Raw genomic sequence first — 23,334 nt, 5'->3', positions numbered from 1 at the left:
AATGTGTGATGGCGGGTACCGCATACTGAAAGGGGTTCGCCGAAACGGTCGGGGTATGGTCCCCTTCTGAACGGCAGGCAGGACTGAACGCAAGGTAGGAACTGTGCAAGAGCCAACGGCACGTCCGGTCGGCCCGTACGCTTCGGGGCCGCCACCTGCAGCCCTGACCGTGCACTCCGCGAGCCTCGACCATTTCCGCGCCGCGGAGTTGTGGCGGGCGCTGGTCATCGGCGTGGTCGTCGTCGCCTACACACTGTTCGCGCTGGTCACCTGGCCCGTCCGACGTCGTGGCCGCACCCTTGCGGACGCGGCGTCGGAGGGCCTGGTCAACGGTTTCGAGGTGCTGGGTCCGACGTTCGTCAAGGTCGGGCAGCTGATGGCGTCGTCTTCCGGCGTGTTCCCCGCCCCGCTGGCCAACGCGTGTCTGCGATGTCTCGACGACGTGCCGCCGGTGCCCGCCGAGGAGGCCCGCCGGGTCATCGAAGCCGACCTGGGGCATCCCGTCGACGCACTGTTCGCGTCGTTCGACGACGTCCCCCTCGCCGCCGCCTCCGTCGCGCAAGTGCACGGCTGCGTCCTCCCCGACGGCAGGGAAGCCGTCATCAAGGTCCAACGCCCCGACATCTTCCGCCGCATGGTGGTGGACCTGCGCACCGCGTACTGGGGCGCACGGATCCTCGAGAAACTCTTCGAGTTCTTCCGCATCGCCAACGCCACGGCCATCATCCGCGACCTCCACGCGGCGACGATGACCGAACTCAACAGCGCGGTCGAGGCCGACCGGCAGGCCCGGTTCAGAACGAACATCGGGGCATTCGGCGACAACAAGGGCGTCACCACCCCGGAGGTGTACTGGGACTACTGCGGTCCACACGTCATCTGCATGGAACGCATGTACGGGCTGCCACTCGACCGGTTCCCCGACCTCGTCCACATGGACACCCGGATGCTGATCCGCCGCGGCGTCAAGGTGTGGATCGAGTCCGTCATCCTCCACGGCCCGTTCCACGGCGACGTGCACGCGGGGAACCTGTGGGTCCTCGACGACGGACGCATCGCGATGCTCGACTTCGGCATCGTCGGTGAGCTCCCCGAGTCGTGGCGGCAGATCCTGCGCGACATGTTCTACGCCACCCTGATCGACGGCGACTTCTCCCGCATGGCCCGCGGAATCCGCAGCCTCGGCTATGCGACGGACAACGACGCCACCGACGACGAGATCGGCCTCCAGGTGGCCGCCGCCCTCGCGCCCCTGCTGGGCCGGGACCTCGGTGAGCTGCGGCTCAGCGAACTCATCATGGCCCTGATCGGCATCGGCAAGAAATGGGGCGTCGCCAGCCCCGAGGAACTCGTCCTGTTCGGGAAGCAGCTCGGCTACTTCGAGCGGTACGCCACCGAACTCGCACCCGGCTGGGTGATCGGGCAGGACCTGTTCCTGTTCCGCAACGTCTTCCCGGACGCCGTCGCCGCGAAGGCCCTCGAACTCGGGGTCGAGCTGCCCGACGAGTGACGCGTACTCGCGGCGAGAGATCTATTGCCCGGTCAGAGAATCCAGCACCGACGCCCGGTGGAGGGGGTGGTCCGGAAGCCGGTCGGGTGTCAGGATCCAGTCGTTGCCCGTCCACGGGTCGGAGACGGTGAGGACCCCCGACGTCGGAACCTGTTGCGCGATGCGTTCGAGTACCGCGACGCCCGGATCCGAATCCGCGGCGGCGCTGTCGCCGACGATGATCAGCGACGTCCCGACCGCGGGGCCGTGATCGGCGAGGTGCACGATGCGCGCGGCGTCCTCGGCGCCGTACCCGTGTGGGAAGTCGCCCAGGATCACCAGCCGCGGCTCCGGCACGGTGTCGCGGATTCCGCTGCGGGCCGCCATTTCTGCGAGGTCGACGCTCTCGGACAGCGCGGTGAGGCGGGCGATGATGTCGGAAGCCGAGGACACGACCGGCGCAGCCAGCAGCGCGCCGAGGGGTTCGGTGAATGTGCGCAGCGAGCCGCTGAGGTCGACCACCTCCAACCGTTGTGCCGCCCCAGGTGACGCGACCAGCATGCGCGCCGCCAGCGCCGCCACCACCGGTGCGGCTTCGGCCGGATCGCCGACGATCCACAGCGGACGCCCCACCGGGTAGTGGACACAGAACGGGACCCGCAGCTCACCGAGGTCGGGTGCGGACAACTCGCCGAGCCTCAGCCCGTCCGTCACTGCGCTGCCGGTGACCGGCTTCGTCCAGGCGGCGGATTCGAAGGTGGCCAGCGACCGCGGCAGCAGCGGATCGACGGCGCGGAGTTCGTCGGCCAGTTGAGAAGTCTCACCGTCGAATTTGCGCTGCGCCTCGGCGACGAGGGCATCGCATCGCTCCTGAGCCCTGGCCTGCGAGTGCACGACCGCCGGACTGTTGCGCGTGGACGGGTCGGCCACCGACTCGGACAGTTCGTCGTCCAGCCGCGCCTGCGCGTAGTCGCGCGAGGATCGGAACGAGGCCGCGGACCTGGCGGCGTCCTCGAAGATCATCCACGCCCTCTCGAACGAGTGGGCAGGGTCGAGCGGTATACCCGCCGGACCGGGTATCGCCGGAATCTCCTGGACGACCGGGTGTGCGGGTTCATCCACCTCGACGCCGTGCCTGGTGACGAGTTCGGCGAGGCCGCCGTCGTATCCCTGCCCGACGGCCCGCACCTTCCATTCGGTGCCGCGGCGGTAGATCTCGAGGCAGATCGCGGCCGCCTCGGAACCGACCAGCGGGACGTCGAAAACGACCAGGGCACGGTCATTTTCGTCGGCGAGTGTGGCCGACAGACCCTCTCGGGCCAGCGTCGACGAACCGTTCGGGGACGCCGGATCGGCACTGACCACGCAGAGCACGCCCGCCGCAGCGGCGTCCACCTCGTCCAGCCGCAGCAGGACCGTTCCGTCCACGTCGAGTTCCACCCCGGCGGCGCGCCGCTGGTTGTAGAACACGAAGTGGTCCGAGGACAGCGCGCGGAGATCTCCGTCCACGATCAACACGGAGACGTCGATCGGCGTCGCATCGACCGCGCGGAAACGCAGTACGCGCGACGGCAGCGGGGCGTTCTGCCCCGGAACGAGGTGGACTGTCACCGCCGCCCCTAGACGCCGAGGAAGCGGCCGAGTTGAGGCGCGGCCTCACCCGCGTGCTTGGCCTGAATGCCCTCACCGATGGCCTGCAGCTTCCACTCGCCGCCGACCCGGTACACCTTGGCCATCACCATTCCGGTGAACGGCATCCCGCCCTGCAGCGTGAACCGGGCGAGTTCGGCCGACGACGTGGTGTCCACCAGGCGGCAGAAGGCGTTCTTCACCTGCTCGAACGTGTGCCCGCGGTACGACGTCACGATGAACACGATGGTCGAGATGTGCGGCGGAATGCGGGTGAGATCGACGAGGATCACCTCGTCGTCGCCGGCGCCCTCACCGGTGAGGTTGTCGCCCTGGTGCCGAATCGATCCGTCCTTCGACGCCAGCTGACCGTAGTAGGCGACGTCGACCATGTTGTTGTCCGCGAACAGGACCGCCGACGCATCGAGGTCGACGTTGGCGGAACGGTTTCCGAACATGCCGCGCTTCTCGATCGGGTCCCAGCCGAGTCCCATCTGGATGTACGTCAGCGCAACGCCACCGTCCTTGCGGAGCGTGACCTTCTGGCCCTTGGACAGGCTGACCGGTCGCGCCTTGGTGAGACTGACCTCGGCCGGAGCAGCGGGCGCGGGAGGTGCCGCGGGAGCCGGGGGTGCGGCGGGCGCGACCGGCGGCGGGTAGGCAGCCTGCGGTGCCGGTGCGGGAGCGGGCGGCTGCTGGACGGGAGCGGCGGCGGGTGCGGGAGCGTCGTCGACGGACACGCCGTGATCGGTGACGAGAGCGGCGAACCCGCCGGCGTAGCCCTGCCCGACGGCCCGCACCTTCCAGGCGCCCTGGCGGCGGTACAGCTCGAGCGCGATGACGATCGACTCGGAGTTCAGTCCCTCGATCTTGTACTCGTACAGCGAGTTTCCGGCGCCGTCGGCGATGCGGGCGGTCGGCGGCGCGGAGCGGCCGAAGTTACTGGTGGCGTCGTCGAGGGTGATGACCGCGCGCACCTGGGCGATGTCGGCAGGCACCGCGCCGAGCGACACCTTCAGCGAGGCCGCCTGTCCGGTGGCTCCGGGGACGAGCTGTACCCCGGGACCGGTCGGCTGGTTGAAGAAGACGAAGTCGGCGTCCGAGCGGACCTTCCCCGAGTCGGTGACGAGCAGCGCGGACAGGTCGGCGGCGGCCGTCAGTTCGAGGGAGACGATGACGTCGTCGACGCTCAGCGGGCCGTTCTGACCCTTGGCTAGCGGAGTGGACACTGCGGTGGTTCCTTCACTGTGGGAGCGTCGGGTTTGTCCCGTTTGGCCTGTTTGCCTACAACCTACAAAAGAGCGCCGACGGCCGTCGTCCCCGCACCCCGCGCGACGCGGTCCGCGAACCAGTGCAGGATCTCCTCACCAGCGGCGATACCGCTGCTACCGGTGACCGACAGGGTCGGGTGCTGCCAGTCGAGCGTTTCGAGTTCGCCGTGCCGGGGACGGATGGCGGCGTCGGCGGCACTGAGCATGTTGGCGTCGAGGGCCCCGTCCCCTGCCGCCAGCACGGGGGCTTCCGGCGCGAGCACTCCGTCGTCGACGAGCCTCGAACGGACCTCCGCGACGGCACGGCTCTTGCACACCGCGTCGGGCATCGTGTAGATCTTGCGGCCTTGCCGGGACGCCCCCCATCCCCGGTCCACGCACCAGTCGTTCCACTCCTCCACGAAGCCCACCGGCATCGCGTCGAGGTCCACGACCAGGTAGGAGAACAGTTCGTCGGCCACCCGGGACGAGCGGACCCAGCTGTCGTCGATCCGGCGGCTCAGCTCGGCGCCGACCTCCACCAGCGAGGCTCCACCGTCGGCCATCGCGATGTCGACACCCGACCGCCATCCGCTGTCGGGGACACCGTCGACGAGGATGTTCCCGCCGTTGGTCGTGATCGCGTACCGCCACGGCGCCCCCGGCAGGTCGATGCGCTGGAACTGCGCGACGGTGCGCGTGGTGGCGGGCACGACCACGGCGGACGCGGTGAGCTTCCGCAGCATCGCCTCGGCGGCCGACGTGACATAGGACAGCGGTTTGCCGTCGTACACCTCGACGCACAGCAGGTCCTCGTCGCCGTGCCGCTCGGCCACGTCGCTCTCGGTCACGGCGAGTTCCATGGCCCCGCGCGAATAGATCATGGTGCGGTCGAGGTCGGTCGCGATCAGCGCGATCATGTCACATCCTTGATCAGGCCCATGCACGAATACGCCAGGGCGGGAACCTCTTCGACGGGGACCGAACGCGCGGCGGCGAGTAGCCGGATGTGGGCGTGCTCCGGCGCCTCGAGGTCGCGGACCAGCACCCGCCACGGCACCCGGCGCAGCAGCACCCGGGTGGTCTCGCCGACACCGGGCTTCACGAAGTTCACACTCGAGATGCCGTACTGCTCCCGGACCTCCTCGACGGACTTCCAGCCGTCCCAGGTGGGGGTGCGGTCCGACCGCAGCAAGTCCTGGACGTCGCCGGGAACGTGCTCGCGCACATCCCCGAAGGACGCGCTGACGGAATCGAGGAGGTGATTGGACACGTCCTCGCCGGCCAGGTGGGCGTAGAACTTGGCGCCGTGGAAGTCGCCGGGTCCGATCAGCGTGTCGTTGAGGACGGTCCGCGACACCAGACCCGACACGGTGGAGTTCAGGCACGCGGAGGCGATCAGGAAGTCGTCGCGGGTGCCGAACGTGCGGACGCAGTGCCCGGGATCGGCGAGGACGGCGAGGTCGTCGTCGAACTGGGCGCCACCGGCGTCGCGGTACTCGACGAGTGCCTGCGACAACTCGCGGGCGATGGCACCCTTGCCCGTCCAGCCGTCGACGAACACCACGTTCGCCGGGTCGTGATGCTGCGCGAGGTAGTCGAGCGCGACGGCGTCGATCCCCCGGTCGCGGACGATGGAGACGGCGTAGTGCGGCAGCGTCAACCCGTGGACGTCGCGCGCCCAGCGGCGCATGAGCACACCCACCGGGGTTCCCGCCCGCGCCAGCGACACGAGCGTGATGTCGCGGCCCCGCTCGGCCAGCACGAGGTCGGTGACCGTCCCCACGGCGCGTGCCAGTCGGATGGAGCTGTCCTGCAGAACCTTCTCGAACAGCTCGCGATACTCCGCGTCGGGCTGGTACTCGATGGGCAGCGTCTCCGCGTAGTGGGCCTCGCCCGACTGGATGCGGTGCTCCCGCTCGGCGATATCGGCTTCGAGGTCGACGTGCGACAGGTCTGTGAGCAGCCAGCCCACCTCGTCGGCCGTGTACGAACCGAACGCCGGGCCGGTCAGCGGCGCCGTCACGTCGGCGCTCCCGGCCGGGTCGTCTTCGGCGGCGCCGCCGTCGCGGCTCGGGCGGCGCGCAGCGACAGCGGGTCGAAGCCGGACACGACGGTCAGGAGCACATCCGTTCCCGACGCGGTGAGCACGTCGAGGAGTCCGCCTGCTGCCGTGAGCCGCTCGGTGTCGGCCGCGGCGTCGATCACCGCGACCACGACGGCGTCCTCGTCCGGCCACTGTGCGTTGTAGACGAAACGCGGCTGCTGTTCACCGTTCTCGGGTGCCGTGAACCGGAATCCGCGGCGCAGCGGGTATCCCGGCCGGTCGAGCACGTAGGCGGGTGACCGCGTCGTCGTCTGGAATCGAACCCGGAAGCCGGACGTGGCGAGCGCGTCCGCGAGTCGCAGCGGGAGGTACATCAGCTCTTCGTGTCCGACGACGATCACCGGGCGCTGCGGGTCGAGTCGGTCGAGGAGCACCGCGGCCGCCGACGTGACGGCCGCATCGAACTCCTCGGTGTCTTCCCGCAGGAACCCGTGCCGACCACCTTCCGGAACCGTTGCGGGCCAAGGTATGTCGGCGCGCTCGACGGTCCCGGTCCGCTCACCGACGGGGTTGAGCACCGGTTCGGGAAGGGCACCGACCGAGTCGATCAGTCCGCCGGGAAGCTCGGTGCGCCCCACCGCCAGACTCACGCTGTCGATCTGCACACCCAGTTCGGCGGCCGCGGCGTCGACGGCGTCCCGGTGACCCTGCTCGCGCATGTCGACGAGCGAGGCCACGACGTAACGGCTGCGCGGATTCTGCCGGTGCAGCGCGCGGATCGCGTCGACCGCAGTGGCGCCGGTGGAGATCTCGTCGTCCACGAGGACGAGTGGACGATCGCCCGTGAACAACTCGACGGACGTCGGCTGCAGCTGGTGACTGGTCGCGTGCGAGTGCCCCTCCTCGAACCCGGCGGACGTTCCGATCTCGGGGACGTCCCGCCGCGTGGAGTGCAGGTAACACCGGGCGCGCAGCCGGGCCGCGACACAATGCCCCAGACCTGTTGCGGTTTCCGCGAATCCGAGCACGACGGGATCTGCATCCGGCCCGAGAACGTCGGCGACCAGATCGCCGAGGCGGTCGCCCGCGCCGATCACGGCACCCGGGTCGGTGGGCACGTGCTTGCCGAGGACCGTCGAGACGAGCAGGTGGGCGCGGCGCGGGTTGCGACGCAGGCCGGGCTCGACGAGTTCGGGGATGGTCAGCCCCGTCTCCGAACCCACGTGGGCGAGCGTCAGCCCCAGGTGTTCCGTGGCCCAGGGCACCGCGCGCACGGCGGTGGGTGAGCTCATCGGACGGCCAGTGCGGTCAGAAGATCCACGAACGTGATTCCCTCGTTTGTCACGCCGAACACCTTCGCCCGGACGAGTGTCTTCTCGGCCCAGCTGCGGTGCGGGCGCATTTCGTTCATCTTGTTGCGATAGCCCGACGCCTGGACGCCGCCGACGCTCTCGGCGCCGAGAATGTCGAGCGCATCGTGGTACTCCTCGTGCGTCACCGCGGACAGGGCGTGTACGGCCGCGACGTGCGTCGGGTGGATGACCGTCTTCCCCTGGATGCCGTTGGCACGGTCGAGGGCGATCTCCCGCAGCAGGCCGTCCAGATCCCGGCTGACCAGCTGCTGACGGAACCGCACCTCGTTGTGTTCCTCGAACGGCGTGGCGCGCAGGGTCGGCCGGAACATCCGCTCGTGGTCGGCGAAGTACTCCCACACCGGACCGGTGATGACGTGTCCGGTGTCGTCGGCCCGGCCCAGGAAGTTGACGATGCCGGCAATCGCGTCCGCGACCACCCGCACGTCGTAGATCGTCAGGTCGCGGTCGCGGCGGATGCCGAACGTGGCACACATGTCGGTGGCGCCGATGCGCACGGCGAGGATCCGCTCGCGGTGTTCGACGAGCAGTTCGCCGATCTTCGCGAGTTCGTCGTCGCGGGTCTCCCGGTGCACCAGTGCCGGCGATTCGAGCACCGGCATCGCGTACAGGTGTTTGCCGAGCCGCTCCGACGCTGCGGCCAGCTCGTCGAGGAAGGCACGTCCCGTCGCACTACCGAACTTCGGAATCACGAATCCGGACAACACCTCGACGCCGGTGGTCAGCAGGTCGGCGATTCGCCGAAGGTCCTCGGCGGCCCGTACCCGGACGAACAACTGCATCCGCGCACCACCGTGGACCGCGAGTCGATCGAGCGCGTCGACGGCGTTGAGCAGCGCCGCTTCCACCTGGTCGTCGGCCACCGCGTCCTCGAGGTCCAGGACCATCGAGCACACACCGTCACCGGACCTGCGGAGGATGGTGTCCGCGAGGTCGGACCTCGTCGCAGGCACGTACAGCGTCGCGCCCAGCGCGACGGCCAGCACCGTTCGATCCTCGTCGGGCCCGAGAGCCTGCGGAGCGTGCAGGAACAGCCGGCCGTGCGTCTCGGGATCGAGGTGGTGGAAGTGCCGCACATGCCGCACCGCCGCCGTCTCACCTGGCGGCACCGCCGCCGACATGATCTCTTCGCTAATGCTCATCGTCCCCCCGTGTCATCGCTGTCCTGTGTGTCCTCTCATCTTCTGAACCACCTCGGCAATGAACGCCGACACGGCATCGAGCTGGGCGACGTACGCCCAGTAGTCGGGATGCCTCCCGGTCAGTGTCCCTGCAATCCGGTCGATCCGCTCGAGCTGAGCGTCGAGGACCGACCCCCATTCCCGCACGAGACCACGATTCACAGCCAACATCTGGGCGTCGCGGAGGCGAAATCTGATCTCGTTCTCCTTGGCCCGTGGGTTCTCGCGGACCTCCCGCAGCAACAGCAGGCGATCGGTGACGCCGTCGACGTTCGCCTCGGCGTCGACCAGATGGGTCCGCGCGGCGGCGGTCAGATCCAGCGCACCCTCCGGATTTCCCGCGGTCAAAGCCTTCTGCGCCTGCTGCAGATCGGTTTGCGCCTGCTCGATGTGCCTGCGGCTCTCGCGGTCGTTGTGGACGAGATCCGCCGAACTGGCCGCGTTGAACTCGCGCAGCAGGGCGGAGTAAGCGGGCGCGAGCCGTTCCGCCCGCGTCTGCACCGCGGCGATCCTCGTCGTCACCGACGACACGGCGTGAGCGGCGTCCAGTTCCTTGGACGGGGCCGCGGCCAGCGCCTTCTCGAGCGCCGCCGACTCCTCCCGCACACGCGCTGCCGCTTCGCGGACCGGGTTGGCTCCTCGGGCGCCCTGCAGCGCCACGACCGCGGCGTCGAGTGCCGCTCCCCGGTTGCGCACCGACGGGTAGCCGGCGTACGCGGCGCCCTCGGTCTGCACCCGCTGCTGCGCCGCGGAGGCGACCTGAAGCGCCTGCTGGGCGAGCTGGGGCACGGCCGCCAGCATCGCGGTCGACTCCTCGAGATGGCCCCGATGTGTGCGATAGAACTCGTCGAGGGACTGCGTCGCCGCCACCAACTGCCGCGTCACCTGCTCGTACGCGGCGGCCGCCGCGGGTGACTGCACGTTCTCGAACTGGTCTTCCGCCGCCAGATACGCCGTCGCGGCCTGGTAGCACCCGTCGCGAACCGGTTCCCAGGCCCGCCGGATTCCGCGTTCCGGAGTCAGCTGGTCCGAGGCGTCCACGGCCGCGGCGGCGATGCTCTGCCGGTTGTCCATATCGAGAAACGCTGCGACCATCGTGTCGTGGGCGCGACGGGCCGAGTCGTCGCCCCGGGCTCTTCCTCGGAAGCGTCCTGCCCATCCGCTCGTCACGTCCTGAATCGTACTGGTCGGGCCGACAACACCGAGTGGTCCGGAATTGCCTGTGCACAAACCTGTGGACAGTTCGCGGGATGGGACAAGTCGGACAAATTCATTATCGTGGTGTTGCACGACGAACCCGGAACTTCGACAGCTGTCGAGGGTCCACCCACCTCCTCTCGAAAGGACCCCTGAATGGGCGTCAGCTTGACCAAGGGCGGCAATGTTTCTCTCACGAAGGAGGCGCCGAACCTGACCGCGGTGGCTGTCGGACTCGGATGGGATGCCCGCTCGACCACCGGCACCGACTTCGACCTCGACGCCAGCGCCATCGGTGCGGGTGCCGACAAGAAGGTCGTGTCGGACCAGCACTTCGTGTTCTTCAACAACCTGCGTTCCCCCGACGGCTCGATCGAGCACATCGGCGACAACACCACCGGTGCGGGCGAGGGCGACGACGAGGTGATCAACGTCAACCTGGCGGCGGTCCCCGCGAACATCGAGAGCATCCTGTTCCCCGTCTCGATCTACGATGCGGAGACGCGTTCGCAGTCGTTCGGTCAGGTGCGCAACGCCTACATCCGCGTCGTCGACCAGGCCAACGGCAACGAGCTCGCCCGCTACGACCTGTCCGAGGATGCGTCGACCGAGACCGCTATGGTCTTCGGCGAGCTGTACCGCAACGGTGCGGAGTGGAAGTTCCGCGCCATCGGCCAGGGCTACGCGTCCGGGCTGTCCGGTATCGCCCGGGACTACGGCGTCAACGTCTGACAGTCGTTTCGTTCTCCAGCCGGGGGAGGGTTTCACGGCCCTGACGTGAAACCCTCCCCCGGTGTTCGTCCACCTGCAGTAGCCACCCTGCATGCCCACTAGAGAAAGGCCACGCTTCGTGGTTCTGCGAATATTCGGTCTCTCCTTCGCCGTGACGGTGATCTCCCTCATCATCGCGGCGATCTACGGAGGCCCCCAGGCCGTCCTCCTCGTGGTGATCCTGTCGATCCTCGAGATCTCGCTGTCCTTCGACAACGCCGTCATCAACGCCACCGTGCTGCGCCGCATGAGCGAGTTCTGGCAGAAGATCTTCCTCACCGTCGGCATCGTCATCGCGGTGTTCGGCATGCGCCTGGTCTTCCCCCTCGTCATCGTGTGGCTGGCGTCCGGCCTCGGCCCCGTCGCCGCCCTCGACCTGGCCCTGAACCCGCCTGCCGACGGCGCCGCGTACTTCCCCGACGGCAGCGCCAGCTACGAAACCCTGCTCACCGACGCGCACCCGCAGATCGCGGCGTTCGGCGGCATGTTCCTGCTGATGCTGTTCCTCGGCTTCATCCTGGAAGAGCGCGAGATCACCTGGCTGTCCTGGCTGGAGAAGCCCCTCGCCCGCGCCGGCAAGCTCGACCAGCTGGCCGTCATCATCGCCGGCGCCCTGCTGCTGATCACCGCCGCGTACATCGCCCCCGAGGACACGGTCTCCACGGTGATGATCGCCGGCGTCCTCGGCATGGTCACCTACATCGCCGTCAACGGTCTCGGTGAGCTGTTCAACACACCCGAGGAAGACGAAGACGGCGAACCGGTCGCAGGGTCCACGGGCGGACCGACCGAGCTGGCCAAGGCCACCGGTAAGGCCGGGTTCTTCCTGTTCCTCTACCTCGAGGTCCTCGACGCGTCGTTCTCCTTCGACGGTGTGATCGGCGCGTTCGCGATCACGTCCGACCCGATCATCATCGCCCTCGGCCTCGGCTTCGTCGGCGCGATGTTCGTCCGTTCCATCACGGTGTTCCTCGTCCGCAAGGGCACCCTGTCGGACTACGTGTACCTCGAGCACGGCGCCCACTGGGCCATCGGCGCACTGGCCGTGATCCTGCTGGTGTCCATCGGCTACCACGTCAACGAGAACGTCACCGGACTCGTCGGCGTCGCCCTCATCGGTGCCGCCTTCATCTCCAGCATCGTCCGCAACCGCAAGGCCGTCGCGGCGGCCGGCAAAGCGGAAGACGACGTGGACGAGCAGAACCCGGTGTCCGTCGGCTAGGTTCTGCCTGTACTCACATCCAGCGGCAGTGCTCGTGACTCGGTCACGGGCACTGCCGCTCGACACTGGAAAGGGCACCCATGGGGCGGCTGCTCGAGAAGTCCACGAAGGTGGTGGAGGCGCAACTCGCCGGAACCACCATCCGGGCGATACAGGGTTCGATGATCGCTTACGAGGGCAACGTCAACTTCAAGTCGGCGGGTTTCGGCGGCGGTGACGGTGTGCTCGCCGGCATGAAGCGGCGTGCCACCGGCGAGGCGCTGTCGTTGATGGAATGCTCCGGTCACGGTGTCGTGTACCTCGCGGTGGGCGGTCAGTACGTCTCCGTCGTCGACCTGGCGAACGAGACCCTGCAGGTGGAGTCGCAGCAGCTGCTCGCCTTGAGCGGCAACCTGAACACCAACGTCACGTTCACCGGACTGCGCGGCGGGGTCGGCGGTCAGGGCCTGTTCACCACGACCGTCTCCGGCCAGGGGCAGGTGGCACTGCTGTCGGCGGGCGGGCCACTCATACACCTCGAGGTGTCGCCGCAGTACCCGCTGGTGGTCGACCCCGACGCATTCGTCTCGGCGCGCGGGCAGGTCACGCAGTCGTTCGTGACCGACGTGTCGTGGCGTAACGCCGTCGGCCAGGGCAACGGCGAGGCCTTCTCCCTCAAATGGGACGGTCACGGCGTCGTCTCCATTCAACCGGCAGAGCGGTGAGCCCCATGGTCTTCTCGAAAGTGAACTCGAAGGTCGTCAAGGTCGACGTCGGCGCCGCCGGCGGTGTGGTGGCGCGCACGGGTGCGATGCTGTTCTACACAGGCCAGGTCCAGTTCTCGCCGCATCAGGTGCCGGGTTCCCAGTCGATGGCGGGCATGGGTGGATTCACCCGGATGGCCGGACGCATGATGCAGGGCGAGCACGAACGCACGATGCTCGCGCAGGGGCAGGGCGAGGTGCACTACGGTCACGCCGGACTCGAGGTGCACGTCGTCGACATGTCGCAGGGCGGCGCGCTGTGCGTCGAGGCGTCCCGGCTGCTCGCGCACAATGCGGGACTGCAGAGTTCGGTGATCTCCGTGACCAGTCAGGGCGGTGGCGGTGGACGCGGCATGCTCGGCGCCCTGCGCGGCGCGGCGGCAGGCGCCCTGTCCGGTACCGGAATGTTCACGACGCAGCTGTCCGGGTACGGGTCGGCGGTCCTCCTCGCGCACGGTGGCTTCATCGAACTGCCTGTGGGCGGCCCGAATCCGGTGTTCGTCGACCCCGACGCGTTCGTCGGCACGTACGGGAGCGTCCAGGTGGAACTGAAATCCGCCGTCGGCTGGCGTGAGGCCATGGGCCGCGGTGTCGGGGAAGCGATGCAATTGCAGTGCACGGGTCAGGGCATCGTCTACGTTCAGGCTTCGGAGGAGAAACTGTGACCGCCATCCACAATCCGTCGACTCTCGGCGCCAGCGACAACATTCCCGACAACAGCTACGCGTTCTGCATCGACCTCACCGCGCCCTGGTTCATCCGCAAGGGTGCGATGATCGCCTACTACGGGCAGATGCAGTTTCAGGCACTGACCCACGGATTGCACGGCGCCGCACTGCACATGGTCGCCAACCAATTCTCGGCGCCGCTGTACATGGGCGACTACGCGGTGGCCGAAGGATTCGGGAAACTGATCATCGGCGACCGCGGTTACGACATCAACTCGTACGACCTCGACGACGGCAACCTCACCATCCGGGCGTCGAATCTCCTTGCGTTCGAACCGGGTCTGGCCCTGAACCAGTCCATCGTCCCCGGCTTCCTGACACTCATCGGGACGGGCAAGTTCCTGGCGTCGTCCAACGGCCCGGTGATGTTCGCCGAGCCGCCGCTGCGGATCGACCCCGAGGCGCTCGTCGGGTGGGCCGACTGCCCGTCCCCGAGTCACCATTACGACCAGGGGTGGATCAGCAACTTCCTCGCGGCAGGCGCCCACATGATGGGAATCAACTCCGGGGAGGAACGGCAGTTCGACTTCACCGGCGCCGGAACGGTTCTGATCCAGTCGAGCGAGAAGGTTCTCAGCGACACGCATGTCGTGCGCAGCATCGAGGGTCAGATCCACGGCATCACCCCCAGCGGTCTGCAACGGCTCAACGGAGTGATCGCCGCCAAGCTGGCGGAGCAGCCTCGCTGACATCCAGGAGATTGACAGGCTGAGCGAAGAGTTGTGGCAGGGACGGGGAGCAATCTGATCTGTGTCAGGAAGTTCTGACACCGCATCCGATACGTTCCAGGAGGAACCGCATGAAGTCCGTCGTGACCAAGGCCGTCGCAACCGGTGGTATCGCCCTCGCAGCCCTCGGCATCGGAGCCGGCGTTGCCAGCGCCGACCCGGTGGGCCACAACAACCCCGCACCCGCCCAGCAACAGCAGCAGGCCCCGCAGCCTCAGCAGCAGCAGCAGCACGCTCCGCAGCAGCAGGCTCCCGCGCCGAGCCCGCACGGATTCTGGTTCTTCGGCACCTGGGTTCCCCTGCCCTGATCTGCGTTCCCCTCGCAGGGCGAATGTGCCCTTCGACGCTCCCACGGCGCCGAAGGGCACCTTCGTCTGTCTAGCCGCGATGACTAGCGGGCGGGTCGCATACTCGGATTCGGGCCGAGAGTGATCGTCCGGGTTCTCGGCAGCAGTCCTATTTCCTTCCACCCCGCGGTCAGCGTGATCGTTCCCGACTCCGGGTAGTCGCTGATCCAGTAGTGCGGCGCGGAATGATATTCGGACGCGTCCTCGGCGTCGGACTTCGACGTCGAATGCGGGTGCCGGGGATCGGCGACACCCTCCATGTCGTCGACCTGCACGTTCACTGCGAGATACGACCACCGCGCCGACGGGTCGTCGGGATCGTCCAGGGGACGCGTCTCGTGGCGCGCCAGATCAGCGGATCTGCCTCTCGCCGTCAGCTCGACGCGCAGCAGCATGCCCGTCGGGTGCGCGACGACTTCCGACAGGCGCAGGCTCAGGTCGCGGCTCGTCACGAGCTCCACCGGCCCGTGCACCACGATTCCCTCCGTGGCAGGCGGCGGTGCCGCCGGCCACCGTCTCCTGCGCATGACTCAATCGTCCCACCGGCTCCGACCGGCTGCCACAGCTACGTTCGCACACTCAGGGCAACTGGGCCATGCCGTACACGTTCGTCGCGCGGACCCGGAGTACCTGCCGGTGCTCGGACACCATCGCGCGGCGGAACTCCTCCCAGTCGTCGTGCTCCTTTCCGGACGCGAGCCGGAACACGTCGACGAGTTCGTCCGCCGCCGCGTCGTGCGGATCCGCCGCGACCGCACTCAGCTCCGCATCTCCCTCCACGACCGCGTAGCTCCAGAAGTCGGTCGCGCTGACGTGCAGCGACACCCTCGGGTCGCGCGCGGCGTTCCGGGTCTTGGCCCGATCCGCCGTCACCGACACCCTCGCGGTCTGCGTGCCGGGGTCCCAGGCATAGATCACGTTGGACAATTGCGGGCGCCCGTCGCGTTTGATCGTCGCGAGGACCGCACGGTTGTGTGCGGCGACGAGGTCGAGAAGGGGGCGCCGGTCGTCATTCGCATCGAGGCTCATGACTCACCCAACCACTGACGCCGGCGCGGTGTTCCCGCGCGGGGGGGCGCGGCCGCCCCCGGTCGCGATCAGGGCGCCCCTACCGACGAGTAGGGCGGTGGAGTCGCAAAATCATTGGCCGATAACGTGTTCCGACTACTCATCGGTAGGCCTTCCCGTGTGGGATCTGCGGTTTTTCTCGGGTACGCTCTCGTGACCCCGAGCCGGAAGGACCACACGTGAACGACTCATATCTCGTCATCGGCGAAACCACCGTGGCCCGACGGGTCTGTGCGTCCCTCCGCGAAAGGGACTTTCACGTACGTCATCTCGTCGCCCCCGACGACGACGAACTCCGCCTGGCAATGGCGGACGAACCTTGCGGGATGGCCGTACTGGTGCGCGACGACGTCGTCGCCCTGCGTTACGCGCTGGCCGCCGCGCACATCTCGGCGTCGATCCCGTTGGTGGTGACGATCTTCGACCGCACGGTCGCGGACCAGCTGTCCCAGCTGCTTCCGCAGTGCGAGGTGACGTCACCGGCAGATCTCGCCGCACCCACGCTCGCCGGTCCGTGCCTGGAACCGGAACTCGTCGCGGCCCGGCACGCGGGCGAGCACATGCTGACTGTCCGGATGATCGACGGACACCCCGAGGGCGCGCACGTCGACCTGCCCCGGCGGAACTGGTGGCGCACCGCGGCGACCGGCGCGACCGGACTGTTGCGGTCGCACGACATCGGCACGCGCATCCTGCTCGGTGGGCTCGCCGGACTTCTCGCGGTCCTGTTCGCCGACTGGTTTTGGCTGATGCTCGGTCAGCACGTGGCACCGCTCGACGCGTTCAACGAGGCGGTGCGGGTGGTGACCACCGTGGGCCCGGGAACCGACACCCACGGCAGCCCCGCCTACGCGGTGTTCGCCTCGGTGGCGATGCTGTTCACCGTGGTGTTCACGGCCATGTTCACCGCCGGGATCATCGAGCGCCTGCTCGGCCCCCGGCTGGTCGGCCTGGTGGGCAGCCGCGTCCTGCCCCGCTCCGGCCACGTCATCGTGGTGGGTCTCGGCCAGGTCGGGCTCCGGCTCTGCCGGGAGCTACAGGCTCTCGGTGTCGCGGTGGTGGGCGTCGAACGCGACCCCCACGCCAAGAACTTGCGGCTCGTGCGGGCGATGAACATCCCGACCGTCGTCGGGCACGGCGGCGACCGTGAACTCCTCGAGCGACTGGGCGTCGGCCGCGCCCTGGCGCTGGCCGCCGTCGGATCCGACGACCTGGACAACATCGCGGTGTCGGTGGCCGCGCAGGCCCTGTCCCCCGGGCTGCGGCTGGTCCTGCGGGCCGGCGAGCAGGAGGCGATCGCCGAGACGCGGTCGCTGCTGCGACTCGGAATCATCCGCGACGTCACCAGCCTGAGCGCCACGTACGTGGTGGCCAAACTGATCGGCCTGCAACCGCAGGGGGTCGTGGCGGACGGCAGCCACCTCTACCTGGAGGTACCGACGGCGGAATCGTCCGAGCCCGTGTTCACCGAGCTGCCCGTGTCGCCGCGGATGAGCTGCCGGCACCTCGTCACCACGTAGCGACCTAGCCGGTCACTGCCAGCGCGTCGATCTCGACGAGCATGACCTCGTGTGGGAGGTCGACGAACACCGTGGTCCGGCACGGCAGCTGTCCGCTCGGCACGTTCTCCGCGATGAACTCTCCGTACACGTCGTTCATCGCGGCGAAGTCGTCGCGGGTGGTGAGGTAGACGCGGAACATCAGCACGTCCTCCACGCTCGCGCCGCCGGCTTCGAGGATCGCCTTGACGTTCTCGAGAGTGCGACGGGTCTGCTCGCGCACGTCGCCCTCCGCGATGTACTTGTTGGTGACGGGGTCCATCGGTCCCTGCCCCGACACCTGGAGCATGTTTCCCTTCTTGATGCCCTGGCTGAACGTGTGCGCGGGGGCGGGGGCGCCTTCGGTGCGGATGACGGTGGTGTCGGACATATCGATTCTCCTGTGTGTGGTTACTTTTCGGGTGGACGGGATGGTCAGGGCTGGGCGCGGTATCCGCAGTCGCGGGAGATCCGCGCCCCCACGGCCTGAAGGGGTTCGAGCAGGTCGAGGACGCGTTCGTAGCTGAGCACGACGTCGGGCACCGAGACGGAGACGGCGGCGACGACGCGGCCGGACGCGCCGCGGATGGGCACCCCGATGCAGTTGACGGACGGCTCGTTCTCCTCCTGATCGTGCGCCCAGCCCTGCTCTCGGACCGTGCGGATCTCGTCGAGGTAGCGTTCGGGCGTCGTGATCGTGTTGGCGGTGCGGGCGGAGAAGTCCATCGAATCGACGAGGGGCCGCAGTTCCGAATCCGGCAGGTCGGCGAGGATCACCTTCGCGACCGCGGTGGAATTGAGGTTGGCGCGCAGTCCGATTCGCGAGTACATCCTGATCTGATCGTGCGATTCGAGTTTGTCGATGTACACCACGTCACCTCCTTCCATCGCCGCGAGGTGCGTGGTGCGCCCGTATTCGCGGTTGAACGCGACGAGGTGCGGCGACGCGATGCGACGGACTTCCCGCTGATCGGTGGCCTGCGCGGCGAGCTCGAAGATGCGGGAACCGAGGTGGTACTGGTTACTGTTGTCGCGGAAGGTGAACCGCTCGTCGGACAGGGTTCGCAGCAGCCGGAGAACGGTGGTCTTGTGGACACCGGTGGATTCGGCCAGCTGGTCGAGATTGGCGGGACCGTTGCCGAGTTGCACCAGCAGGTGCAGGGCGCGGGAGACACTCTGACTCATCCGTTCACTCCACTTTCTCGGGGGGAGAAGCCTTCGGCGGTGACGCTCGTTGCCGCCCAGTCCGATTCGGAGCACCGGAGCAGCTCGTCCAGCAGTTCGGCGGGCGGCGGGGGCGCCGAGTCCGCGGCCACCGTCAGGGTGGCGGCGGCACCGATGTGCCCGCGGCGCAGGCACCGGGCCTGATCGTCGCCGCGCACCACACCGCTGAGATATCCGGCGGCGAAGGCATCGCCCGCGCCGACGGGTTCGACGACGTCGACGCGGAGCGCGGGAACCGCAACACTGCGTCCACTTCGGTCGACGGCCAGCGCCCGATGCGCTCCGTCCTTGACGACGACGGTGGCCGGGGCGGGCAGGATGAGCCGCAACTCGTGTGGATCTGCGGTTCCGAGAACGCGCAGGGCCTCGTCCGCGCCGACGAGAACCAGATCGGCGAGATTCGCCAGTTCCACGACCATCCGCGGGTCGCCGTCCGGCCACAGTTGCTCACGCCAGTTGACGTCGAAGCTGACCACACCGGAGATTCCCGGCCGGTCGCGGAGAAGCCTCCGCATCAGCGCGAGGCACGAATCGGACAGGGCCGGTGTGATTCCGCTGCAGTGGACCACGGCGGCGCGGCCGAACAGGTCCGCGACCGCCGGCCTGTCGAGGAATCCGGGGTCCATGGCCGATGCCGCCGAACCCGCCCGGGAGTACAGGCTGTCGGTCCGCGGCTCGCCGTGGTCGTCGAGGGCGGTGGATTTCGAGTAGTGCCCGGTGGGCCTGCCGGGATCGACCTCGATCGCGCGGACGTCGACACCCCGGGCCTGCAGTTCGGTGCGGATGAGGACGCCGAACTCGTCGTCGCCGAGCCGTCCGACCCAGGCGGCCGGGACACCCAGCGCGGCGAGGCCGGCGGCGACGTTCGCCTCGGCGCCGGCGAGGTGGTGTGTCGAGTCCGGGGCCACCAGAACCATCGCCTCACCGAGGCACGCGACACCGGACTCGGGGGTGGGGGTCGATTCCTGCACTTGTTACCTCTACGACTGCTCGGACGGGCACTGGAGTTGCGTTTCGAGAGCCCTCGCCCCGGCGATGCATGCCACACCGGACCGTTGACGATGACCCAGGCCAATGCTAGACATAGGTGACTCAAAAACGCAATCAACGTTGCATAGAGCGCAACGTAGCACTTCACGGCCATTCCTCCGATGAAGGCCTGCCCCACAAAACCCGAACGACAGGATCGACGATGACGCTCAGCGGACCGGACACACTCGATTCCGGCGCCTTGGCGGAGCTCGACGAGCTGCGCTTGTCCGACGTGGACAAAGCCCTCCCCTCCGCGGCGAACGGGCTCACCAAGACCGAGTTCCTCGGAACGCAGCCGAGGCTGTCCGCCTTCAGCACCCCCGTGATGGTCCTCGACGAGATGGCCATCGCCGGCAACCTCGACACGATGGCGGCCTGGTGCGAGGCGCACGGAGTCGACCTCGCTCCGCACGGGAAGACGACGATGTCCCCGGTGCTGTGGGACCGGCAGATCCGCAGCGGCGCCTGGGGGATCACGCTGGCGAACTTCGGTCAGCTCCGGGTGGCGGTGCGATTCGGCGCGCGCCGGGTGCAGATAGCGAACTCGCTCGTCGACCCGACCGCACTGCGGTGGCTGGCGGAGCAGATGGACGCGAACCCGGAACTCGAAGTCCTCATGTGGGCCGACTCCCCGCAGACGGTCGACGCGATGACCACGGCGCTCGCGGACGTCACGGTGGTCCGTCCACTGCCCGTGCTCGTCGAACTCGGCGGAGAGGGAGGACGCACCGGCGCACGATCCGTGGCCGAGGCAGTGAAGGTGGCCGAACGGATCGGTGAAAGCCCCGCACTCCGGTTGGCCGGCGTCTCCGGCTACGAGGGGGCCCTCGCACACGACGCCTCCGAGGAGTCCCTCGCACGGGTCCGCACATACCTCCGGTCGATGGCCGAACTGCATCGCCGGCTCGAGGCCGAGGGGCGCTACCCCGAGGGTCGGGACTTGTACGTGACCGCGGGCGGCAGCGCCTACTTCGACGTGGTCGCCGAGGTGCTCGCCGAACTTGCCGGCGGCAGAACCAAAGTGGTGGTCCGCGCCGGCGCGTACATCATCCACGACGACGGCTTCTACACCGGGATCTCACCGTTCGGCCGCGGCGAAGACAGGCAGGCACGTCGTCTCACGTCGGCGATGCACACATGGGCCCGGGTGGTGTCCCGCCCCGAGCCTGGCCTCGCCCTGCTGGACGCCGGCAAGCGCGACGTCCCGTTCGACGAAGGACTCCCCACCGCGCAGGCCGTCGCCGGCCAACTCGGGGCGACGCCGCGGCCCCTCGTCGGCACCGAAGTGACCGCCGTCAACGACCAGCACGCGTTCCTCCGGCTCGATCCTGCACGGCCCGAACACGATCTGCGTGTCGGGGACGTCGTCCGGCTCGGTCTCTCCCACCCGTGCACCGCGTTCGACAAGTGGCGCTGGATTCCCGTCGTCGGTGACGACTCCGACGATCCTGTCGTCGTCGACCTGATCCGCACCTTCTTCTGATCCCCGGCCGAGGACTCACATCATGACCACTCTGATCCGTTCCGCCACCGTCGTCGACGGTTCGGAGGCGCCGAGGTATCGCGCCGACGTGCTCGTCGACGGAGACCGGATCGCCGAAATCTGGCCCGAAACAGATCACTCCGAGACCGGACGCCCCCGCGCGGATCAGGTGATCGACGCCGACGGCCTGGTGCTCGCGCCCGGTTTCATCGACATGCACGCCCACTCGGACCTGCAGATCCTGCTGAACCCCGAACACCCGTCGCGAATCACCCAGGGCGTCACCACCGAGGTACTCGGACAGGACGGGCTCTCCTACGCGCCCGTCACCGACGACGTGCTCGCGGTGGTCCGGCGCAAGATTGCGGGGTGGAACACCGATCCCGAGGATTTCGACTTCTCCTGGCGGAGCGTGGGCGAATACCTCGACCGGCTCGATCGCGGCATCGCCACCAACGTCGCGTATCTCGTCCCGCACGGGGTCGTCCGGGCGCTGGTGGTCGGCTGGGACGACCGGCCGGCGACGCCGTCTGAGATCGAGGAGATGCAGCGGATCGTGGCGCAGTCCATGGCGGAGGGCGCCGTCGGGTTGTCCGCGGGGCTGACCTACACGCCGGGGATGTACGCGGACAACGAGGAGTTGCTGGCACTGTGCCGGACCGTCGCCGAGTACGGCGGCTACTTCTCCCCGCACCACCGGTCCTACGGCGCCGGCGCCATGGAGGCCTACGCCGAGATGGTCGACCTGACGTCGCGGGCCGGGTGCGCTCTGCATCTCGCCCACGCCACACTGAACTTCGGACCCAACAAGGGCCGCGCCCCGGACCTGCTGGCCCTGCTCGACACGGCCGAAGCCGCCGGCGCGGACATCAGCCTCGACACCTACCCCTACCTTCCCGGCGCCACCACGCTGTCGGCGATCCTGCCCAGCTGGGCGTCGGCGGGGAGCATGGAACAGACGCTCGATCGTCTCCGGGATCCGGTTGCACTCGAACGTATCCGGGAACATCTCGAGGTCACCGGCTCCGACGGCTGCCACGGGGTGATCGCCGAGTGGCACACGCTCGAGATCAGCGGCGTGCAGAACGCGGAACTCGACGACTACGTCGGGAAGACCGTCGCGGACATCGCCGTCGCCGAGAACCGCGACCCCTTCGACGTGTGCATCGACATCCTGATCCGCGACCAGCTCGGCAGCGGCATCCTGCAACACGTCGGCCACGAGGAGAACGTGCGCGCGATCATGCAGCACCCCCGGCACACCGGCGGCAGCGACGGACTGCTGGTCGGCGCGAAACCGCACCCACGCGGATGGGGAACGTTCGCGCGCTACCTCGGGCACTACAGCCGCGACCTGGGTCTGATGTCCCTCGAAGAGTGCGTCGGTCACCTCAGCGGCCGAGCCGCGACCCGGTTGCGACTCGTCGACCGCGGATTCGTCCGCCGCGGCTACGCCGCTGACCTCGTGCTCTTCGATCCGGACACGGTCAGCGACACCGCGACCTACGCGCAGCCGCGCCAGGCGGCGGCCGGAATCACCCATGTGTTCGTCCGCGGCCGCCTCGCCCTCGAGGACGGCCGCCTCACCGGCGCGACCGCCGGAAGATCATTGCGCCGCGAAGAAGGAGGAGCAGTTCGATGACCGAGATCGACATTCTGCGTGCCGACCGGGTACTGACGGTGGTGCGAGCGGAGACCATCCCCGACGCCGCGGACCTGTGCCACGCCCTCGCCGAGGGCGGAATCCGGACGGTCGAGCTGACGTTCACCACGCCCGACGTGCTCCATCATCTCGGTCGCGCCGCCGACGCCGCAGCCGCGGCAGGCAGCGTCCTCGGCGTCGGAACCGTGATGACCGGCGATCAGGCGGCCGCCGCGATCGACGCAGGCGCCCGGTTCCTCGTCACCCCCGGAATCCGTCCCGACGTCGCGAAAGTCGCTACGGGAAGGTCGATTCCCGTTTTCCTCGGTGCCTTCACCCCCACCGAGGTGGCCATGGCCGTCGACCTCGGCTCTGCCGCGGTCAAGATCTTCCCCGCCAAGCGGCTCGGCCCCGACTACCTGTCGGACCTGCACGGACCGTATCCCGGCGTGGAACTCCTCCCGTCGGGCGGGATCAACGATTCCAACGCCCGCCAGTTCCTCGACGCCGGCGCGCTGGCCGTGTGCGCAGGCACCAGCGTCGTCCCACCGTCCAGCGTCGCGGCAGGCAACTGGACCGACATCACCGACCGCGCACGATCGTTCGTCACCGCGCTCTCGAACTAGCCCCACTCTCGCCCGA

At 68.5% G+C, this 23,334-nt stretch carries 23 protein-coding genes; 11 read left to right on the top strand and 12 right to left on the bottom strand.

Annotated elements, in window-relative coordinates; all coding sequences use genetic code 11:
- The first annotated feature begins 103 nt into the window (after window positions 1-103).
- On the top strand, window positions 104-1,510 hold the full coding sequence (locus tag WKC72_RS10605) for an AarF/ABC1/UbiB kinase family protein (RefSeq protein WP_268789553.1): 1,407 nt from the start codon (window positions 104-106) through the stop codon (window positions 1,508-1,510).
- Window positions 1,511-1,531: 21 nt separating this feature from the next.
- Here the strand turns inward: WKC72_RS10605 and WKC72_RS10600 are convergent, their stop codons facing one another.
- From WKC72_RS10600 to WKC72_RS10570, 7 genes are all read right to left on the bottom strand, one after another.
- Complete coding sequence (locus WKC72_RS10600; RefSeq protein ID WP_370182526.1) at window positions 1,532-3,100, bottom strand: TerD family protein; 1,569 nt, start codon at window positions 3,098-3,100, stop codon at window positions 1,532-1,534.
- Between the two features lie 8 nt (window positions 3,101-3,108).
- Entirely contained in the window at window positions 3,109-4,347 is a 1,239-nt protein-coding gene (locus WKC72_RS10595) for a TerD family protein (RefSeq protein WP_370182525.1), read from the bottom strand.
- A gap of 62 nt (window positions 4,348-4,409) precedes the next feature.
- Window positions 4,410-5,288 (bottom strand): HAD family hydrolase, encoded by an 879-nt coding sequence (locus WKC72_RS10590; protein ID WP_370182524.1) that lies wholly within the window; start codon window positions 5,286-5,288, stop codon window positions 4,410-4,412.
- The gene (locus WKC72_RS10585; RefSeq protein ID WP_370182523.1) at window positions 5,285-6,394 is read right to left on the bottom strand and encodes a cysteine protease StiP family protein; all 1,110 of its coding nucleotides are present in this window, start codon (window positions 6,392-6,394) and stop codon (window positions 5,285-5,287) included. Before WKC72_RS10585 ends, WKC72_RS10590 begins: the two co-directional genes overlap by 4 nt.
- On the bottom strand, window positions 6,391-7,707 hold the full coding sequence (locus tag WKC72_RS10580) for a phosphoribosyltransferase family protein (RefSeq protein ID WP_370182521.1): 1,317 nt from the start codon (window positions 7,705-7,707) through the stop codon (window positions 6,391-6,393). The genes WKC72_RS10585 and WKC72_RS10580 overlap by 4 nt, the downstream gene beginning before the upstream one ends.
- Entirely contained in the window at window positions 7,704-8,930 is a 1,227-nt protein-coding gene (locus WKC72_RS10575) for an HpcH/HpaI aldolase/citrate lyase family protein (protein ID WP_081792170.1), read from the bottom strand. Before WKC72_RS10575 ends, WKC72_RS10580 begins: the two co-directional genes overlap by 4 nt.
- Window positions 8,931-8,942: 12 nt before the next feature.
- The gene (locus tag WKC72_RS10570; RefSeq protein WP_037225871.1) at window positions 8,943-10,064 is read right to left on the bottom strand and encodes a hypothetical protein; all 1,122 of its coding nucleotides are present in this window, start codon (window positions 10,062-10,064) and stop codon (window positions 8,943-8,945) included.
- Window positions 10,065-10,322: 258 nt separating this feature from the next.
- Here WKC72_RS10570 and WKC72_RS10565 point away from each other — a divergent pair, with 258 nt between their 5' ends.
- The 6 genes from WKC72_RS10565 (at window position 10,323) to WKC72_RS10540 (ending at window position 14,666) form a co-directional block, all read left to right on the top strand.
- The gene (locus tag WKC72_RS10565) at window positions 10,323-10,898 is read left to right on the top strand and encodes a TerD family protein (RefSeq protein ID WP_370182518.1); all 576 of its coding nucleotides are present in this window, start codon (window positions 10,323-10,325) and stop codon (window positions 10,896-10,898) included.
- Between the two features lie 118 nt (window positions 10,899-11,016).
- The gene (locus tag WKC72_RS10560; protein ID WP_128641374.1) at window positions 11,017-12,159 is read left to right on the top strand and encodes a DUF475 domain-containing protein; all 1,143 of its coding nucleotides are present in this window, start codon (window positions 11,017-11,019) and stop codon (window positions 12,157-12,159) included.
- Between the two features lie 80 nt (window positions 12,160-12,239).
- Window positions 12,240-12,863 carry an AIM24 family protein gene (locus WKC72_RS10555; RefSeq protein WP_037225874.1) on the top strand — a complete coding sequence of 208 codons (624 nt, stop codon included), beginning with the start codon at window positions 12,240-12,242 and terminating at the stop codon, window positions 12,861-12,863.
- Between the two features lie 5 nt (window positions 12,864-12,868).
- Complete coding sequence (locus tag WKC72_RS10550) at window positions 12,869-13,567, top strand: AIM24 family protein (protein ID WP_037225876.1); 699 nt, start codon at window positions 12,869-12,871, stop codon at window positions 13,565-13,567.
- Window positions 13,564-14,319: an AIM24 family protein gene (locus WKC72_RS10545; protein WP_011595185.1), complete on the top strand. Its 756-nt coding sequence runs from the start codon at window positions 13,564-13,566 to the stop codon at window positions 14,317-14,319. Before WKC72_RS10550 ends, WKC72_RS10545 begins: the two co-directional genes overlap by 4 nt.
- A gap of 110 nt (window positions 14,320-14,429) precedes the next feature.
- Entirely contained in the window at window positions 14,430-14,666 is a 237-nt protein-coding gene (locus tag WKC72_RS10540; protein ID WP_370182515.1) for a hypothetical protein, read from the top strand.
- An 83-nt stretch (window positions 14,667-14,749) separates the two neighbouring features.
- Here WKC72_RS10540 and WKC72_RS10535 read toward each other — a convergent pair whose 3' ends face one another.
- On the bottom strand, window positions 14,750-15,232 hold the full coding sequence (locus WKC72_RS10535) for a hypothetical protein (protein WP_037225883.1): 483 nt from the start codon (window positions 15,230-15,232) through the stop codon (window positions 14,750-14,752).
- 52 nt (window positions 15,233-15,284) lie between these two features.
- Window positions 15,285-15,734, bottom strand: coding sequence for a PPOX class F420-dependent oxidoreductase (locus tag WKC72_RS10530; protein ID WP_037225885.1), 450 nt, complete (start codon window positions 15,732-15,734; stop codon window positions 15,285-15,287).
- Between the two features lie 218 nt (window positions 15,735-15,952).
- On the opposite strand from WKC72_RS10530, the gene WKC72_RS10525 reads away from it, so the two are divergent.
- Complete coding sequence (locus WKC72_RS10525) at window positions 15,953-17,293, top strand: TrkA family potassium uptake protein (protein WP_037225887.1); 1,341 nt, start codon at window positions 15,953-15,955, stop codon at window positions 17,291-17,293.
- Window positions 17,294-17,297: 4 nt separating this feature from the next.
- Here the strand turns inward: WKC72_RS10525 and WKC72_RS10520 are convergent, their stop codons facing one another.
- Genes WKC72_RS10520 through WKC72_RS10510 form a run of 3 tightly spaced genes read right to left on the bottom strand, consistent with a single transcriptional unit; the run spans window position 17,298 to window position 19,506 of the window.
- Window positions 17,298-17,702, bottom strand: coding sequence for a RidA family protein (locus WKC72_RS10520; RefSeq protein ID WP_005251231.1), 405 nt, complete (start codon window positions 17,700-17,702; stop codon window positions 17,298-17,300).
- A gap of 44 nt (window positions 17,703-17,746) precedes the next feature.
- Complete coding sequence (locus WKC72_RS10515) at window positions 17,747-18,496, bottom strand: IclR family transcriptional regulator (RefSeq protein ID WP_037225888.1); 750 nt, start codon at window positions 18,494-18,496, stop codon at window positions 17,747-17,749.
- Window positions 18,493-19,506: a sugar kinase gene (locus WKC72_RS10510; protein ID WP_370182511.1), complete on the bottom strand. Its 1,014-nt coding sequence runs from the start codon at window positions 19,504-19,506 to the stop codon at window positions 18,493-18,495. Before WKC72_RS10510 ends, WKC72_RS10515 begins: the two co-directional genes overlap by 4 nt.
- A 221-nt stretch (window positions 19,507-19,727) precedes the next feature.
- Between WKC72_RS10510 and WKC72_RS10505 the strand changes: the two genes are divergently transcribed.
- From WKC72_RS10505 to WKC72_RS10495, 3 genes are read left to right on the top strand one after another with little or no spacing between them, the layout of a single operon-like run.
- On the top strand, window positions 19,728-21,050 hold the full coding sequence (locus WKC72_RS10505) for an amino acid deaminase (protein WP_370182509.1): 1,323 nt from the start codon (window positions 19,728-19,730) through the stop codon (window positions 21,048-21,050).
- Window positions 21,051-21,072: 22 nt separating this feature from the next.
- Window positions 21,073-22,692 carry an amidohydrolase family protein gene (locus WKC72_RS10500; protein WP_370182508.1) on the top strand — a complete coding sequence of 540 codons (1,620 nt, stop codon included), beginning with the start codon at window positions 21,073-21,075 and terminating at the stop codon, window positions 22,690-22,692.
- A complete protein-coding gene (locus tag WKC72_RS10495; RefSeq protein WP_037225894.1) occupies window positions 22,689-23,318 on the top strand; it encodes a bifunctional 4-hydroxy-2-oxoglutarate aldolase/2-dehydro-3-deoxy-phosphogluconate aldolase in 630 nt (209 codons plus the stop codon). The genes WKC72_RS10500 and WKC72_RS10495 overlap by 4 nt, the downstream gene beginning before the upstream one ends.
- Window positions 23,319-23,334 lie beyond the last annotated feature (16 nt).

Source organism: Rhodococcus wratislaviensis (assembly GCF_041228765.1).
Lineage (GTDB): Bacteria > Actinomycetota > Actinomycetes > Mycobacteriales > Mycobacteriaceae > Rhodococcus_F > Rhodococcus_F wratislaviensis.
This window is presented reverse-complemented; position numbering and strand designations above follow the sequence as displayed.